A 15169-nucleotide genomic window follows, 5' to 3' on the forward strand; every position below is an offset into this window, starting at 1 on the left:
GCAGGGCATCGTGGCCCAGGCCGATGATGGCGTGGTCATCTGCAAGGGCTTGCTGGATGGCCAGCCGGCGGTGATTGCCGCCATCGAAGGCGGCTTTCAGGGCGGCAGCCTGGGTGAAGTGGGCGGCGCCAAGCTGGCCTCTGCACTGGAGCTGGCGGCGGCAGACAACCGTCAGGGCATACCCACCCCTGCCGTCATCCTGTTTGAAACCGGGGGCGTGCGCCTGCAAGAGGCCAACCTGGGCCTGGCCGCCATTGCCGAAATCCATGCCGCCATTGTCGACCTGGCCCGCTATCAGCCGGTGATCGGAATCATCGCCGGCACCGTGGGTTGTTTTGGCGGCATGTCGATTGCCGCCGGCCTGTGCAGTTATCTCATCGTCACTCGCGAAGCCAGGTTGGGGCTGAACGGCCCGCAAGTGATCGAGCAGGAAGCCGGCGTGGCGGAATATGACTCGCGCAACCGGCCCTTCATCTGGAGCCTGACCGGTGGCGAACAGCGCCAGGCCTGCGGGCTGGCCGATGCCCTGTTGGACGACGACAGCGTGCTGATCCGCCAGCAACTGCTGCAGTTCATGGCCAATGGCCTGCCCGCGCAGCCGCGTCACAGGCGCAGCCAGCACATGTTGCAAAGGCTACGGGCCATGGACAGCACTAGCCAGGCCGATGCCGCTTCAGCCCGTCAACTTTTCCAGTCAGGAGCCCACCCATGAGCCAGCCCTCCATCAGCCAGCGCGGCCGCGACTGGTTCCATGCCCTGTGCGGCAGCGCGCCCCTGCAGCAGGGCTTGCCGCCATCCCTGCTGGTGGCAGATGGCGAGCTGGCCGGGCAGCCGGCACGCTATATCGCGGTCGTAGCCGACCCGCACAACCCGTTTGAACGCGCCCGCCATGGCGAGGTGGGCCTGCTGGAAGGCTGGGCACTGGCCGCCGCCATCGACGCCGCAGTGCAAGCCGATCAGCAACAGACAGACAAGCGCGCCATCGTCGCCATCATCGATGTTCCCAGCCAGGCCTATGGCCGGCGCGAAGAAGCCTATGGCATCCACCAGGCGCTGGCCGCCGCCGCAGCAGCCTATGCCGGCGCCCGGCTGGCCGGCCACCCGGTGATCGGGCTGATTGTCGGCAAGGCCATGTCCGGCGCCTTCCTGGCCCATGGCTATCAGGCCAATCGCCTGCTGGCGCTGGACGATGCCGGGGTGATGGTGCATGCCATGGGCAAGCAGGCTGCCGCCCGCATCACCCTGCGTTCGGTGGACGAACTGGAAACCCTGGCCGCCAGTATCGCGCCCATGGCCTACGACATTGCCAGCTATGCCAGCCTGGGCCTGTTGTGGCGTTTGCTGGAAACCGAGCAGCCAGACCAGCCCACGCCGGCTGATGTGCAACAGGTGCGTACCGTATTGGCAGAGGCGCTGCACGACATCCAGGCCGACCCGCAACGCGACCTGCGCCAGCGCTTGCACGGCGAACACCGCCAGGCCACGCGCCGGGTCCGTGCGCTGCTGCAAGGGCAATGGTCAGAGAGCGGAGGCTAAAACCAGCAAACATCACGGTGCATGGCCAATACTGCAGTAACAGGTGAACACAATATGACAATACAAAGGAGAGACACACCATGATCATCTACGGAACTGCCCTGCTGGCAGCCTGCCACTTGCTGGGCCTGTTTCTGGGCGACCTGCTGGGCAGCCTGATCGGCGTCAAATCGAATGTCGGCGGCGTGGGCATTGCCATGTTGCTGCTGATTTTTGCCCGGCTCTACCTGCACAAGCGGGGCCTGCTGCCACAGGAAACCGAACAGGGCGTCGCCTTCTGGGGTGCCATGTACATTCCGGTGGTAGTGGCCATGGCCGCCACCCAGAACGTGGTTGCCGCCCTGCGCGGCGGCCCGGTGGCCGTGCTGGGTGCACTGGGCGCGGTGCTGGTATGCGGCTGCGTCATCGCCCTGCTCAATCGCGGCGGCAGCCAGCAGGCATGGCAGCCGGAAGCCGAAACCCCACAAGACCCACTGGCCTGATACAGGAGCAACATCATGCAAATGCTGGAAAAAGTATTGGCACATAACGGCCTGGTGACGGCCTTCCTGCTGGTGGGCATCATCACCTGGCTATCCGCCCGGCTGTCGCGCCGGCTGACGCTGGGGCGGGTGCATGGCTCGGCCATTGCCATCCTCATCGGCCTGGGGCTGGCCTATTACGGTGGCGTGCTCACCGGCAAACAGAATGGCCTGGCCGACATCTCGCTGTTTTCCGGTATCGGACTGATGGGCGGCGCCATGCTGCGCGACTTCGCCATCGTGGCCACCGCCTTTGAAGTACAAGTGACCGAAGCACGCAAGGCCGGGCTGATCGGTGCCTGCTCGCTACTGCTGGGTACGGTGCTGCCGTTTATTGTCGGTGCCAGCATTGCCCATGCCTTTGGCTACCGCGATGTGGTGAGCATGACCACCATCGGCGCAGGTGCCATCACCTATATTGTCGGCCCGGTGACCGGGGCGGCGCTGGGAGCCAGCTCGGACGTGATGGCGCTGAGCATCGCCACCGGCCTGCTCAAGGCCATCATGGTGATGGTGGGTACACCGTTTGCCGCCGGCTTTCTGGGCCTGAACAATCCGCGCTCGGCCATGGTGTTCGGCGGGCTGGCCGGCACCGTCAGCGGCGTCTCGGCTGGCCTTGCCGCCACCGACCGCCGGCTGGTGCCCTATGGCGCGCTGGTCGCCACCTTCCATACCGGTCTGGGCTGCCTGCTGGGGCCATCGGCACTCTACCTGGCCACCAAGGCCATCATGGCCTGATAGCAACCTCCTCTTTACTTCAGCTGCTGAAGTAAAGACTTGTCGCGGCAGCGCTGGTCGCTGCCGTCTTTTTTTCAGGAGTTTCCAATGCGCAGCCCTTGTTTGCCCCACGATCTGCTCTGGCTGTCCGCTACTTCCGCGCTCGTGGCCGACAGCGGGCTGCCCGCCTGGCTGCCACGGCACTGGCACCACGGCCTGCCGGTGGTGGTGCGCCGCGCCAGTGCCAGGCCCGGCCTGATTGCGGTCGGGGTGCGCGGCCCGCTGCGCGCCCAGCGCTGTGCCATGTGGGCGCGCCGCCAGCAAATATGCCGGGTGCTCAGCCCGGAACAAGTGGCGGACCAGACCGGCTGGCAGCAGCATCCACGGCTGGCCGAGCTGCCGGCATTGCAGGCGCTGCAGCAGGCCCACGCCGCCTTGCAAGCCAGCGGCATGACATGGGGCATTACCGGCAGTGCCGGTTTCGAGCTGGCTACCGGCCAGGCCACCCTTACCAGCAACAGCGATCTGGACCTGCTGCTGCGCTGCCCGCAGCCACCCGCGCGGGCAGTAGTGCAAACACTGGCGGAAACGCTGGCAGGGCTGCCTTGTCGCGTGGATATCCAGTTGCAAACCCCTACCGGCGGCGTGGCGCTGGACGAATGGCTGCGCGGCGGCCGGGTGCTGCTGAAAACCGCCAGCGGCCCGCTGCTGCTGGATGAACCACTGGCCGCGTGGCCGGCCCACAGGCAAAACCATGTGGAGCAATGCCCATGAGCATCTTGTTTGTCTTTCCCGGCCAGGGCAGCCAGCGCCCCGGCATGCTGCAACAGCTACCGCAACACGCGGCCTGTCATGCGGTACTGGCCGAGGCCGAGGCCGTGCTGGGCAGCTCGCCGCACTTGCTGGATTCTGCCACCGCGCTGCGCTCCACCGTGGCGGTACAGCTCTGCCTGCTGATTGCCGGCGTGGCCTCGGCCCGCCTGTTGCAAGCAGCAGGCATCCAGCCGCAGATGGTGGCCGGTTTGTCGATTGGTGCATTTGCCGCCGCCGTGGTGGCCGAGGCGCTGCCGCTGGCCGATGCCCTGCGCCTGGTGCGGCGGCGCGGCCAGTTGATGGAGCAGGCCTATCCGCAGGGCTATGGCCTGTGCGCGGTATCCGGGCTGGCCCTGCCGCAGCTGGACAGCCTGCTGGCGCAGCTGCGGGCTACCGGCAGCCCGCTCTATCTGGCCAATATCAATGCCGAGCGCCAACTGGTGGTGGCCGGCAGCGACACGGGCCTGCAGCAACTGGCCAGCCTGATCCAGAGCAGTGGGGCCGGCCGCTGCCAGCGGCTGGACATCAGCGTGCCTTCGCACTGCAGCCTGCTGGATGAAGCCGCCAGCGCGCTGCACCAGGATTTCGCCCGCATCCGCCTGGCTGCACCACGGCTGGACTACCTCAGCGCCAGTGCCGCCCGCCTGCTGCGGCGGCCCGAACAGATTGCCGATGATCTGGCCGGCAATATGGCACGACTGGTACGCTGGCACGATTGCAGCCGGCTGGCTTATGAACGCGGCGCACGGCTGGCGGTGGAAATGCTGCCCGGCAGCACCCTGAGCAAGCTGCTTGCTGCGGTATTTGAAGACGGCACCGCACTGGCCCTGGCCACCACCCGGCTGGACAGCCTGCAAGCCCAGGCCAGCCGGCTGCAGGCTCAGGACTGATGCCGGCTACACTGAGGCCAGCACCGCATCCAGCGCATCCAGCAACAGGTCGGCATGTTCACGGGCAAACGGCAGCTGCGGCCGCAGCTTGAGGATATTGCCGGCTGGGCCGGTGGCACTGAGCAGGATGCGCCGCTCGCGCAGCGCATTGACCACACGGCTGGCGGCGGCGGTGGCCGGCTGTTTGCCTTGACGGTCGTTCACCAGCTCCACCCCAAGGAAAAAACCGGCGCCGCGTACATCGCCGATCAGCTCGTGCTTGCCGGCCAGCGCCTCTAGCCCTGCCTTGAGATACGCCCCGGTGACGTGGGCATTGTGCTGCAAACCCTCCTGTTCGATGACCTCCAGCACTGCCATGCCAGCAGCGCAGGACACCGGATTGCCGCCAAAGGTATTGAAGTAGCGCACGCGGCTGCCAAAGGCATCGATGATGTCGGCACGCGCCGCCAGCCCGGCCAGCGGGTGACCATTGCCCATCGGCTTGCCCATGGTGACGATGTCCGGCAGCACGCCATGGCGCTGGAAGCCCCAGAAATGGCTGCCACTACGGGCAAAGCCGGCCTGTACTTCGTCGGCAATGAACAAGCCGCCTGCCGCATGAATGGCATCGACCGCACCAGCCAGGAAACCGGGCGGGTCGGCAAACACGCCATCGCTGGTAAACAGCGTATCCACCAGCAGTGCAGCCGGGCGCAGGCCGTGGCGCTGCAAATCGGCAATCGCCGCCTGCACAGCGCGGGTAAACCGATCAGCCACGTCCTCGGGATTAGCACGGTAGCCATCCGGCGGCGCCACGGTACGCACATTCGGCCCCAGCGCCACACCCTCGCCAAAGGCTGGCGAACAGGCCGCCACGCTACTGGTGACGCCATGGTAGGCATGGGCCGTGACAATCACCCCTTGCCCACCGCTGAAATTGCTCGCCAGCAGCAAGGCCAGATCGTTGGCCTCGCTGCCGGTACAGGTAAACATGGCCTGATGACCCGGCATGGCCAGAGTGGCCAGCAGGCGCTCGGCATAATCGACAATGCCTTCATCCAGGTAACGGGTATGGGTGTTGAGCGTGGCGGCCTGCCGGGCAATGGCCGCCACCACCTGCGGATGGCTGTGGCCCACCGAGGCGACATTGTTGTAGACATCCAGATAGGGCTGGCCGGCGGCGTCGTACAGCCACACCCCCTCGCCGCGCAGCAGATGCAAGGGCTGCTGATAGAACAGGCGATATGCCTGCCCCAGTGCCTGTTGGCGACGGCGGATCAGCGCCTGCTCACTGGCCGGCAGGCTGGCCAGGGTGTTCGGATCAAAAGCATTGGCCATGCGTTGGTCTGGCGGATTCATGCTGCTCCTTTCGTCTGGCACAACTGCTGCAGATAGGCGGTGGCCCGCGCCGGGCCGAAGGCGGCCAGCCGTTGCAGGCCATCCCAGCTCAGGCCGTTGTTGCGCAGGATATAACTGCGGTTTTCCGGATAACGTGCCGCCCGCCAGCCGGTGATGGTGACCGTCATGCACAGCCGGGTCATGATCAAGGAATACAGCAGATCAATTTCGCCCGGCAGCAAGGGACAGACCGCGTGGTAGCCGGCAATCAGCTCGCCGGCACTATCCAGCGGATTGGCGGTGGTGGACAGCTGGTAGGAACAGGCCACCGCCAGCTCGTTGATCAAGGGTGCTTCCACCATGTCACCAAAGTCGATCAGGCCGGCGGTGCTGATCTGGTCTTGCGCATCCACCAGCACATTGTGCGGGTTCAGGTCATTGTGAATCACCTGCCGGCGCAGTCCACCCAGCTGCGGCTGCACCTGCTGCATGAACTGCGCCAGCCAGTCGGCCAGCACCGCCTTTTGCGGCCCGTCCGGGGTTTCCGCCAGCAAGGGCTGCAGCCGCTGGGCATGCTGGATATCCCACAACAGCGGGTGATGGGCTGCCGGGTGGGCATAGTCGCGCAAGGCATTGTCCAGCCGGCCCAGCGTCTGCCCCAGATGACGGCGCTGGGCCGCACTGCGCTGAGTCTGGTGCAAGGGCTGGCCGGACAGATAGCTGAGCAGGCGCAGCACGCGCTGGCTGCCATCAACCATTTCGACCAGGGCATAAGGCTGGCCATCGCGGCGTGGCAGCAACTGCGGAATGGGCAGGGTCGGGTCCTGCGCCAGTGCGTGCAGCAAGGCACGGCTCTGGAAGTCGGTAACGGCGCGGTCCTCCGCCGGATGGCTCAGCTTCAACACATATTCGCGGCCATCATAGCCACGGATGTGGAAATTGGCATCGCGCTCGCTATTGAGCGGGCTGGCCACACCGCGCAGACCGTAATGCTGCCACAGCAAGGCGGTGGCCTCGCTGCACTCCACCGGCGCGGCGGCGGTGGAAAACAGCTGGTCGATCACGCCTTCGGATACCTCTGCGGACAGGGTTTCACACATGCTGGCCACCATTGATGTGGATTTCCGAGCCATTGATATAAGAAGAGTGGCCAGAGCAAAGGAAGTAAATGGCCTCGGCCACTTCATGCGGGGTACCCAGGCGGTGCATCGGCACATCACGCTCGATAATGCGGGCGGTATCCGGTGACAGGATGGCGGTGTCGATTTCGCCCGGCGCAATGGCATTGGCGCGGATGCCATGCGGGCCGAACTCGTGCGCCAGCTCGCGGGTCAGTGCCGCCAGCCCGGCTTTGGAGGCGGCATAGGCCACGCCGGCAAACGGGTGCACGCGCGAGCCGGCAATGGACGTGACATTGACGATGGAGCCCTGCCCCTGTTTCAGCTCGGCAAACAAGCCACGCGCCAGCAAGGCGGTGGACACCAGATTCACATTCAGCACCCGGCTCCAGTCATCGGCAGCGCTGGCCAGAATACCCAGCCGCTCGCCCTGCGGGCCCTTGGGCGAGATGCCGGCGTTGTTCACCAGCGCGTGCAGCTCGCCATTTGGCAGGCGGCTTTGTACTTCGGCAATCAGCTGGTCGAGGCAGGACAGGTCGGACAAATCGGCCTGGATATGGCTTTGCCGTGCCGATGGCCACAGGCAGGCCTCGGAAAATGGCTGGCGTGACACGGTGAAAATCTGCCAGTCATGCTCCTGAAACAGCTTGACCGTGGCATGGCCGATGCCGCGACTGGCACCAGTCAACAACATATAGCGGGTAGATGGGGGCATGGCATTACTCCTGTCAGCTGGATATCGACGGCAGCACGCGGCTGAATCAAATTATGATGCATCATATTTGCTGCATTTCCATCTGGCAAGCACGGTGTTACCATGCCGCCATCACCCTTTCGTCCGCTGCGCCATGCACTACCAACTCGACACCCTGGAACACGACAATCTGGGCAGCACGGTCTACCAGCTGCTGTGCAATGACTTGCTGCAAGGCCGGCTGCAGCCTGGCGCACGGCTGAAAATCCGCGAACTGGCCGAGCAACTGGGCACCAGCGTCACCCCGGTGCGTGATGCCATACTGCGGCTGGTACAGGAGCAGGCGCTGGCCATGCAATCGCCGCGCGACATTCGCGTGCCCTACATGACGGTGGAGCGCTATCTGGAAATACGCGCCATCCGCATCCGGCTGGAAGGGCTGGCGGCGGAAACCGCCGCGACCAAGGCACAGCCAGCCGACATCGCCCGGCTGGAGGACATCGTAGCGCGCAATGCCGTGGCCATGACCGCGCAGGACATCGCGCAGGGCTGCGCGCTGAACCAGCAGTTTCACTTTGCCCTGGTCGACATCGCCGGCCTGCCCTTCCTGCATGGCATCCTCTACCGCATCTGGCTGCAAATGGGGCCGCTGATCGCCGCCGTCTACCAGCAAGGGGGCAGCGCCATGCTGGATTATCACTACCCGGTGATGGCCGCGATGCGCCAGGGCGATGGCGCGGCGGCGGCGCTGGCCATCGGCGACGACATCCTCAGCGGCGGCCAGGCCATCCTGCTACATCTGCAAGCCCGCCAGAGCGCCGGCTGACGGATTTCCGCACGGCCGGCACTGCCACATCGGCGGCCCGCCGTACCAATCCGGAAAAACACCTTTCCTTTCAATGATTTGAACAAGCCACTTCAGGCACGATGTTTGCAATACACAGCTGCGTTCGTTCTTGCAGAAAGCTGCTGCCATGACATTCAAACTGCTGTGCACCCTGTTTATTGCCTCCCTGCTGGCCGGCACCCTCAAGGCCGGCCCGCTGGCCGAGCAATCCAGCCTGTCGCTGCTGGCCATCCTGCTGCTGATGACGGCGCTGAACGCCGTGGTCTATGTACTGATCCGCCTGCTATTCCTCAAGCTGGCCCCGCGCAGCGAATAAGCGGCAGCGGCCCAGACGTGACAAGGCCCGGCTATGCCGGGCCTTGTCACGTCTGCCACTACCATCAGCAGAGGCATGCTGCAGCCACTGCCTGCTGCTGCAAACAGCATTAACAGGCTGGTCGGTTTCCTGACCAGCCTTTGCAATACCGTCCACTCAGGCCATCAGGTAAATCAGCGCCGCCTCGCCAAACACACCAATCACCGTCCCCACCAGTACCGAGTGCGAGGCATGCAGGGCGTAGGTCTGGTTGCGCACGGCAAACATCGAGGCGGCAATCGCCGTCGGCACCGCCCCCACGATCAAGGCCTGCCGGGCAAACTCGGCATCCACGCCAAACAGCAGGATACCCAGCAGCATCAGCGCCGGCTGCAGGAAATTCTTCATCGCCACATTGCCCACCACATGGCCGTTGAACGCCGGCTTTTCACCGCAGAACATCAGGCCCAGCGCCAGCAAGGACACCCCGCCAGCCGCCTTGGCCAGCATGTCCACACTCTCCTGCACTGCCGCCGGCAGGTGCAGGTGATTGAAGCTCAGCACCACCCCCAGAATGGGCAGCCAGACAATCTGATTGGACAGAGTCTTCACCATGCTCTGTTTCAGCATGCTCACCACCCCATCGTCACGGCCAGAGGCGGACATTTCGCCACAGCGGCACAGCACGATGGTCAGCGGCAGAATGATGAAGCTGGTGATCAGATTGCCGATCAGCACCCCGATAAAGCCCTGCGGCCCGCACACTTGCTGCAGGATGGGCGCGCCAAAGTAGGCCATGTCGGGAAAGGTACAGACCAGCGCCTGGATGGCACTGCTTTTCAGATCACTGCGGTAGTAATAACGCCCGGCCAGCAAGGCGATGACATAGGTGCCGACAAAGCCGAAGCTCAGGCACAGGATGAAGGGCAGATTCTGGATGCGCTCTGGCGGCGTTTTCAGCGCGCCGATAAACAATGCACAAGGCAAGGCATAGCGCATCACCAGCGTGGCCAGCACGCTGACATCGGCCTGGCGAAAATAGCCGCGCTGCCCACCAAACCAGCCCAACATCATCAATAGCACCACTGGTAGCAGTGCTGTACTCATGGTTGCCCACATGGTCTTGCTCCTTGATTTCTGTAGTGTGTCTCCCACCCACCTCAGAGCAAGCCCCGTGCCACGCAATGGCCATTTCAAGCCATTGATTAAACAGGGAAATGACAGCAGCAATACGGTGGAAATTCGGCCAGCCGCGAATCCACTGTTTTAAAAGTACGGAAATCCGCACTTTGCCCGCCAGCCAGCAAAACAGCACAAACCAACAGCCAGCGTAAGGTTTTCCGTACACCACCGCCCGTCCGGCGCGCGGATTTCCGTCCATCATGACTAACCCGCCCATGCTGCAGCGGCATTTTTTCCTTCCATTTCAATCGCTTGCAAAAAACCATCTCCGTGGCACGCTCCTTGCACTAGCTCGGGCAACGGCCCGGCCAGAGGCAGCGCACCAAGCCGCCGCTGGCCGCAACCCAAGCTTGAGGACAATCCCATGAGTGAAACCATCTGCATCAGCATTGACGGCAAGGTGATGGCCGCACAGCCAGGCGACTCCATCCTGCAAACCCGGCTGCACGGCCCCGACGCCGTTACCGCCAATATCGGCTGCATGGGCCAGGGGGTGTGCGGCTCCTGTCGCTGCCTGGTCCGCAAGGCCGGCGAGCGCGAAACCGTCAGCCGGCTGGCCTGCGAAACCGTGGTGGAAGACGGCATGCAGGTCAGCTTCATCGACTACTACCAGCCCGACCACGTCCACCGTTATCGCCCACATGATCTGCGCGACGGCTGGCAGGCACTGCCGCAACTGCAGCAGACCTTTCCCGAAACCGCCCACTGCCGCCACTGCGGCGGTTGCGACCGCGCCTGTCCGCGTGGCATCCCGGTGCAGCAAGGCATTGCCCTGGCCAGCCGTGGTGAGCTGCCCGCCGCTGCCGCGCTGTTCGACGCCTGCATCATGTGCAATCTGTGCACCCTGGCCTGCCCGGAAAACATCCGCCCCAATCATGTCGGGCTCTACCTGCGCCGCGCCCAGGCCATCCAGAACCTGCGCCCCGGCGACCTGTTGCGCCGGCTGGATCAACAAGCCCGTGGCCAGCTGAGCATCGACACCACGGCCCATCTTGCAAGGAGCGAGTCATGAGCACGGCCATTTCCTACCAGCAGGCCTGCCTTAACCGGGCCAGCCATGCCACATCGCCACTGCGGGCTGACGATCTGTCACGCGCTGCACTGTTGGCGCAATACCACCCCGACCACGCTGCCGATGCCAGCACCCTGCTGCAAATCGGCAGCAGCCGTGGCCAGCCCTGCCACCCGCGCCTGGCCGAACTGCTGCAAAGCAATGCCTTGATTGACGGCTTTGATCTGGCCGGTGCCGAACAACGCAGCACCGACGTGCTGGTGCTAGGCGGCGGCGGTGCCGGTGCGGCTGCCGCACTGACCGCCGCCCGTGGCGGGGCCACGGTCATGCTGGCCAGCAAGCTGCGGCTGGGCGACAGCAATACCGTGATGGCCGAAGGCGGCATCCAGGCCGCACTGGCCGCCAGCGACAGCCCGCAACAGCATTTCGACGACGCCATGCGCGGCGGCCACAACTGCGCCGATCCGCAACTGCTGGCCCAGCTGGCCAGCGATGCAGCCGGTGTCATCCGCTGGCTGATCGAACTGGGCATGCATTTTGACCTGAGCGATGCCAGTAGCGACGGCGGCAAGCTGCGCTACAAGCAAGCCGGCGGCTGCAGCCAGCCACGCATTCTGTCCTACCGCGATTACACCGGCCTGGAGATGATGCGTGTGCTGCGCGAAACGGTGGAACTGGAGCCGGGCATCCAGCTGCTGAACCGCTGCCCGGTGGTGGAACTGCTGTCGCACGAAGACGGCAGCTGCGCCGGAGCCGTGCTGTACGACCTGGAATACCAGCGCTTCATCGTGGTGTCGGCCCGGCAAACCATCCTGGCCACTGGCGGCTGCGGCCGGCTGCATCTGCAGGGTTTCCCCACCTCCAATCACTACGGGGCCACGGCCGACGGTCTGGTGCTGGCCTACCGGCTGGGCGCGCAACTGCGTGACATGGATGCCTTCCAGTACCACCCCACCGGGGTGGCCTGGCCGCAGCGCCTGCGCGGCGGGCTGATCTCCGAAGCCGCCCGCTCGGCCGGTGCCATGCTGCTGAACGGTCTGGGAGAACGCTTTGTCGACGAATTGGCCCCGCGTGATGTCGTCACCGCCGCCATGCTGCGCGAATGCGCCGCCGGCCGTGGCATCGAGCGCGACGGCCAGCTGGGCGTGCTGCTCGACCTGCGCCGCCTGTGCGGCCCGGACCAGCCCGCGCTGGCCAGCCAGCTGCCGGCACTGCAGCACCTGGCGGACAAATGCGGCATCGACCCGACACGCGAGCCCATGCTGGTCTACCCCACCCTGCACTACCAGAACGGCGGCGTGGTAATCGACAGCCAGGGCCAGAGCAGCGTGCCCGGCCTGCTGTGCGCCGGGGAAATCACCGGCGGCATTCATGGCCGCAACCGGTTGATGGGCAATGCCCTGCTCGACATCCTCGCCTTTGGCCGCCGCGCCGGCCGCCAGGCGGCACGGCTGGCCCAGGCTGCCCGCAACAAATCATCGCTGCCGCCCCTGCGCGGCGGTATCGAACACGTTTATCGCTGGCAGCGCCAGCTGGCCCTGGCCGGACTGGACGCCAGCCAGCAAGCCCCGCTGCTGTATCCGGGCCAGGCCAGGCTGACACTACACCGCCCCGCCAGCGCACGCGCCTAAGAGAACACAATCATGGAAAAACTCAATCAGGTATTGCTCAACCCGGCCGTACAGGTCGGCCCCGATCTGGCCGCCTGGCTGCAAGCGGGCGGCGGCCTTGGGCTGCAAGCGGCCCTCACGGCCCCCACCGCCATCATCCGCTGCATTGCCGATGCCGACCTGCGCGGCATGGGCGGGGCGGGCTTTCCGGCCTGGCGCAAATGGGAAGCCACCGCCAATGCGGTGGGCGATTGCAAGTACGTGGTGTGCAATGGCAATGAAGACGAACCGGGCACCTTCAAGGACCGCACCCTGCTCAGCGCATCGCCGCACCAGGTGATAGAAGGTGCACTGATCGCCGCGCTGGCCGTGCGCGCCCGCTGCCTCATCTTCTACCTCAACCCGCACCAGGGCAGCAGCCTGCACACCATGCAGCAGGCGGTCAGCCAGTGGCAGGACAGCCCCTGGCCGGAAAAACTGGCTGCCGTCATGGGCCATACACTGGAAATCAAGGTGGTGGCCAGCTCGGGCCGCTATATCGGCGGAGAAGAAACCGCCGTGGTCGCCTCGCTGGAAGCCGGCTTTCCCTTCCCGCGCAAAAAGCCGCCTTTCCCGGCCGAGCAAGGCATCAACAACCAGCCCACCTTGATCAACAATGTGGAAACCCTGGCCAATGTCAGCCACATCCTGCGCCATGGTGCCGGCTGGTACCGGGCACTGGGCGTGGGCAAGGCCTGTGGCACCAAGCTGTACTCGCTGTCCGGCGACGTACTGCGCCCCGGCCTGTACGAGCTGCCCATGGGCTCCAGCCTGCAAGAGCTGGTGTTCCACTACGGCGGCGGCATGCTACAGGGCAAGGCCTTCAAGGCGGTATTTACCGGCGGCCCGTCCAATACCCTGCTCACCGCGCGCGATCTGGACGTGGCACTGGATTTCGACTCGGTCTGGCTGCGTCATTCGCGGCTGGGCACCGGCGCCATGATCGTCATCTCCGAAGGCAGCAGCATCATCCGCAAGGTGGCCGAATACATCGACTTCTTCGCCAAGGGTTCCTGCGGCCAGTGCCCCTCGTGCAAATGCGGCACCTTCCAGCTGGCCCGCCTGCTGGACCGGGTGGATGGCGGCCGCCACAGCCCGGCCGATCTGGATGCGCTGCAGCACCTGTGCCAGATCCTGCCCGGCAGCGGCCGCTGCGGCCTGATCGACGGCGCGGTCACCGTGGTGAAAAGCTCGCTGCACACCTTTCCCGAGGAATACGGCCTGCTAGTCCAGCAACCAGTCTGATACCGACACCACCGCCGGCGGTGCGCACAAGCCGCCGGCATCGTCCTCATGCATTACGGAGTAAGCCATGCAACACCAGACCATTGCCGGCAGCACCCCGGCACTACGCTTTTTGCTGGACCACAAGGTGGAATTCAGCTGCCACGCCTACCGCTACGAAGAACACGGCGGCACCGCCACCCCGGCCCGCGAACTGGAGGTAGACGAACACACCGTCATCAAGACCCTGCTGTTTGAAGACCAGGACGGCCTGCCGCTGGTGGTACTGATGCACGGCGATTGCAAGGTATCGGCCAAGGAACTGGCGCGCCAGTTACCCTGCAAAAAAGTGCAGCCGTGCAAGCCCGACGTGGCCAACCGCCACTCCGGCTACCTGGTAGGCGGCACCAGCCCCTTTGCCACCCGCACGCCGATGCCGGTGTATATGGAAGCCAGCATCCTGCAACTGCCCAAGGTCTATATCAACGGTGGCCGCCGTGGCCTGCAGGTGGCGATGTCACCGATAGACATTGGCCGCCTGCTACAGGCGCGCTGTGTGGAAGTGGCGCTGGGCAAGTGAAGGCTGCCATCCACGGGTGCGGCTGATGGATCCGGCTGCTTACGCGCAGGACCGGGATGTCCCGGATTACCTGCTCAGGCCATCAGCTTGCGATCGCCAAACCAGTCGGCCAGCATCTGGCGGATGGCGCTTGCGTTGTACTTGGGGGCGCGGCTGTCCGCCCAACTGGCGTGATCAAGGTGGAAGTTGTAGCGCTGGAATTCCGGTGGCTGATTCAGGGCATTGCTGCGGGTATAGATGGTGACCCACGGGTCGCCTTCGCGCCAGGCGATGGCCACCGGCACCCCCTCCACTTCGCCCGACCATAGCTGGTCGGTCTCGCAAAAATGCACATCATCCAGCAGCACCATATTGACCACCGGCGGCAGCGTGCCGCGCTCGGCGTACACCTTGCGCAGATGACGACACAGCCTTTCCTTGCTGCCGATGGCGGCATTTGAACCACGCAGCAGGAAATAACTGCAGGTGCAGGTCAGGGTGGCGGGATCCACGCGGTAGCACTTGCCGGGGGTAATGCTGCTGTGCAGGATGACTGCGGGAATGTCCAGCGGCGGAAAAGTCAGCCGGTCGCGAATATAGGGCCAGGGACGGCGAGTCCAGGAGTCGTCGCGCGATTTGCGGATGGCCGCCACCTTGCCCAGCACACTATCCCCAGTTGGCAGGCCCTGCCCGGCCATGGCATCAGGATCATGCTGGCGCAGCGCGCCCCCCAGCAGGCCGGCCAGCGCGGCGACAGTACATCCCACCAGGATCAGTGTCAGCATGGCTAGCCAC

The 15169-nt window shown here is 64.8% G+C and carries 17 protein-coding genes; 12 read left to right on the top strand and 5 right to left on the bottom strand.

Going from position 1 to position 15169, the window contains the following annotated elements:
- The 6 genes from EAY64_RS18380 to mdcH all read left to right on the top strand — a co-directional run.
- On the top strand, positions 1-712 hold a 712-nt coding region (locus EAY64_RS18380; protein WP_103526169.1), incomplete at its 5' end, for a biotin-independent malonate decarboxylase subunit beta.
- Complete coding sequence (mdcE, locus tag EAY64_RS18385) at positions 709-1536, top strand: biotin-independent malonate decarboxylase subunit gamma (protein ID WP_103526170.1); 828 nt, start codon at positions 709-711, stop codon at positions 1534-1536. The genes EAY64_RS18380 and mdcE, both read left to right, overlap by 4 nt.
- 80 nt (positions 1537-1616) lie before the next feature.
- On the top strand, positions 1617-2018 hold the full coding sequence (gene madL / locus EAY64_RS18390) for a malonate transporter subunit MadL (RefSeq protein WP_103526171.1): 402 nt from the start codon (positions 1617-1619) through the stop codon (positions 2016-2018).
- A 15-nt stretch (positions 2019-2033) separates the two neighbouring features.
- On the top strand, positions 2034-2795 hold the full coding sequence (gene madM, locus EAY64_RS18395; protein WP_226034463.1) for a malonate transporter subunit MadM: 762 nt from the start codon (positions 2034-2036) through the stop codon (positions 2793-2795).
- 87 nt (positions 2796-2882) lie between these two features.
- Positions 2883-3548, top strand: a complete 666-nt coding sequence (locus EAY64_RS18400) for a malonate decarboxylase holo-ACP synthase (RefSeq protein WP_103526173.1) — start codon at positions 2883-2885, stop codon at positions 3546-3548.
- Positions 3545-4477, top strand: a complete 933-nt coding sequence (mdcH, locus tag EAY64_RS18405) for a malonate decarboxylase subunit epsilon (RefSeq protein ID WP_103526174.1) — start codon at positions 3545-3547, stop codon at positions 4475-4477. Before EAY64_RS18400 ends, mdcH begins: the two co-directional genes overlap by 4 nt.
- A 6-nt stretch (positions 4478-4483) precedes the next feature.
- Here mdcH and EAY64_RS18410 read toward each other — a convergent pair whose 3' ends face one another.
- The 3 genes from EAY64_RS18410 to EAY64_RS18420 are packed head-to-tail and all read right to left on the bottom strand — an operon-like array spanning position 4484 to position 7627.
- Complete coding sequence (locus EAY64_RS18410) at positions 4484-5815, bottom strand: aspartate aminotransferase family protein (RefSeq protein WP_199734487.1); 1332 nt, start codon at positions 5813-5815, stop codon at positions 4484-4486.
- Entirely contained in the window at positions 5812-6906 is a 1095-nt protein-coding gene (locus tag EAY64_RS18415; RefSeq protein WP_199734488.1) for a phosphotransferase, read from the bottom strand. The genes EAY64_RS18410 and EAY64_RS18415 overlap by 4 nt, the downstream gene beginning before the upstream one ends.
- The gene (locus tag EAY64_RS18420) at positions 6887-7627 is read right to left on the bottom strand and encodes an SDR family NAD(P)-dependent oxidoreductase (protein WP_199106677.1); all 741 of its coding nucleotides are present in this window, start codon (positions 7625-7627) and stop codon (positions 6887-6889) included. The genes EAY64_RS18415 and EAY64_RS18420 overlap by 20 nt, the downstream gene beginning before the upstream one ends.
- A 133-nt stretch (positions 7628-7760) precedes the next feature.
- On the opposite strand from EAY64_RS18420, the gene EAY64_RS18425 reads away from it, so the two are divergent.
- Together EAY64_RS18425 and EAY64_RS18430 are read left to right on the top strand one after the other, a co-directional pair.
- Entirely contained in the window at positions 7761-8432 is a 672-nt protein-coding gene (locus tag EAY64_RS18425; protein WP_103526176.1) for a GntR family transcriptional regulator, read from the top strand.
- Between the two features lie 148 nt (positions 8433-8580).
- Positions 8581-8769 carry a hypothetical protein gene (locus tag EAY64_RS18430; protein ID WP_113023957.1) on the top strand — a complete coding sequence of 63 codons (189 nt, stop codon included), beginning with the start codon at positions 8581-8583 and terminating at the stop codon, positions 8767-8769.
- A 156-nt stretch (positions 8770-8925) separates the two neighbouring features.
- Here EAY64_RS18430 and EAY64_RS18435 read toward each other — a convergent pair whose 3' ends face one another.
- The gene (locus EAY64_RS18435) at positions 8926-9855 is read right to left on the bottom strand and encodes an AEC family transporter (protein WP_199734489.1); all 930 of its coding nucleotides are present in this window, start codon (positions 9853-9855) and stop codon (positions 8926-8928) included.
- A gap of 439 nt (positions 9856-10294) precedes the next feature.
- Between EAY64_RS18435 and EAY64_RS18440 the strand changes: the two genes are divergently transcribed.
- The 4 genes from EAY64_RS18440 to EAY64_RS18455 all read left to right on the top strand — a co-directional run bounded on the left by EAY64_RS18440 (position 10295) and on the right by EAY64_RS18455 (position 14395).
- Positions 10295-10942 carry a 4Fe-4S dicluster domain-containing protein gene (locus EAY64_RS18440; RefSeq protein WP_103526179.1) on the top strand — a complete coding sequence of 216 codons (648 nt, stop codon included), beginning with the start codon at positions 10295-10297 and terminating at the stop codon, positions 10940-10942.
- Positions 10939-12573, top strand: a complete 1635-nt coding sequence (locus EAY64_RS18445; RefSeq protein WP_103526180.1) for an FAD-binding protein — start codon at positions 10939-10941, stop codon at positions 12571-12573. Before EAY64_RS18440 ends, EAY64_RS18445 begins: the two co-directional genes overlap by 4 nt.
- Before the next feature lie 12 nt (positions 12574-12585).
- Positions 12586-13836, top strand: coding sequence for a complex I 51 kDa subunit family protein (locus EAY64_RS18450; RefSeq protein WP_103526181.1), 1251 nt, complete (start codon positions 12586-12588; stop codon positions 13834-13836).
- A 67-nt stretch (positions 13837-13903) separates the two neighbouring features.
- Positions 13904-14395: an aminoacyl-tRNA deacylase gene (locus EAY64_RS18455; protein ID WP_103526182.1), complete on the top strand. Its 492-nt coding sequence runs from the start codon at positions 13904-13906 to the stop codon at positions 14393-14395.
- Between the two features lie 74 nt (positions 14396-14469).
- On the opposite strand, the gene EAY64_RS18460 is transcribed toward EAY64_RS18455, so the two are convergent.
- A complete protein-coding gene (locus tag EAY64_RS18460; protein ID WP_147456244.1) occupies positions 14470-15159 on the bottom strand; it encodes a hypothetical protein in 690 nt (229 codons plus the stop codon).
- Positions 15160-15169: the final 10 nt, after the last annotated feature.

The sequence above is a fragment of the Aquitalea palustris genome, assembly GCF_003693445.1.
In the GTDB taxonomy this organism is placed as follows: Bacteria; Pseudomonadota; Gammaproteobacteria; order Burkholderiales; family Chromobacteriaceae; genus Aquitalea; species Aquitalea palustris.

What these genes read in the sequence shown, in the direction of transcription:
- mdcE (WP_103526170.1), top strand. Translation starts at nt 709, where the DNA reads ATGAGCCAGCCCTCCATCAGCCAGCGCGGCCGCGACTGGTTCCATGCC.
- madL (WP_103526171.1), top strand. Translation starts at nt 1,617, where the DNA reads ATGATCATCTACGGAACTGCCCTGCTGGCAGCCTGCCACTTGCTGGGC.
- madM (WP_226034463.1), top strand. Translation starts at nt 2,034, where the DNA reads ATGCAAATGCTGGAAAAAGTATTGGCACATAACGGCCTGGTGACGGCC.
- EAY64_RS18400 (WP_103526173.1), top strand. Translation starts at nt 2,883, where the DNA reads ATGCGCAGCCCTTGTTTGCCCCACGATCTGCTCTGGCTGTCCGCTACT.
- mdcH (WP_103526174.1), top strand. Translation starts at nt 3,545, where the DNA reads ATGAGCATCTTGTTTGTCTTTCCCGGCCAGGGCAGCCAGCGCCCCGGC.
- EAY64_RS18410 (WP_199734487.1), bottom strand. Translation starts at nt 5,815, where the DNA reads ATGAATCCGCCAGACCAACGCATGGCCAATGCTTTTGATCCGAACACC.
- EAY64_RS18415 (WP_199734488.1), bottom strand. Translation starts at nt 6,906, where the DNA reads ATGGTGGCCAGCATGTGTGAAACCCTGTCCGCAGAGGTATCCGAAGGC.
- EAY64_RS18420 (WP_199106677.1), bottom strand. Translation starts at nt 7,627, where the DNA reads ATGCCCCCATCTACCCGCTATATGTTGTTGACTGGTGCCAGTCGCGGC.
- EAY64_RS18425 (WP_103526176.1), top strand. Translation starts at nt 7,761, where the DNA reads ATGCACTACCAACTCGACACCCTGGAACACGACAATCTGGGCAGCACG.
- EAY64_RS18430 (WP_113023957.1), top strand. Translation starts at nt 8,581, where the DNA reads ATGACATTCAAACTGCTGTGCACCCTGTTTATTGCCTCCCTGCTGGCC.
- EAY64_RS18435 (WP_199734489.1), bottom strand. Translation starts at nt 9,855, where the DNA reads ATGAGTACAGCACTGCTACCAGTGGTGCTATTGATGATGTTGGGCTGG.
- EAY64_RS18440 (WP_103526179.1), top strand. Translation starts at nt 10,295, where the DNA reads ATGAGTGAAACCATCTGCATCAGCATTGACGGCAAGGTGATGGCCGCA.
- EAY64_RS18445 (WP_103526180.1), top strand. Translation starts at nt 10,939, where the DNA reads ATGAGCACGGCCATTTCCTACCAGCAGGCCTGCCTTAACCGGGCCAGC.
- EAY64_RS18450 (WP_103526181.1), top strand. Translation starts at nt 12,586, where the DNA reads ATGGAAAAACTCAATCAGGTATTGCTCAACCCGGCCGTACAGGTCGGC.
- EAY64_RS18455 (WP_103526182.1), top strand. Translation starts at nt 13,904, where the DNA reads ATGCAACACCAGACCATTGCCGGCAGCACCCCGGCACTACGCTTTTTG.
- EAY64_RS18460 (WP_147456244.1), bottom strand. Translation starts at nt 15,159, where the DNA reads ATGCTGACACTGATCCTGGTGGGATGTACTGTCGCCGCGCTGGCCGGC.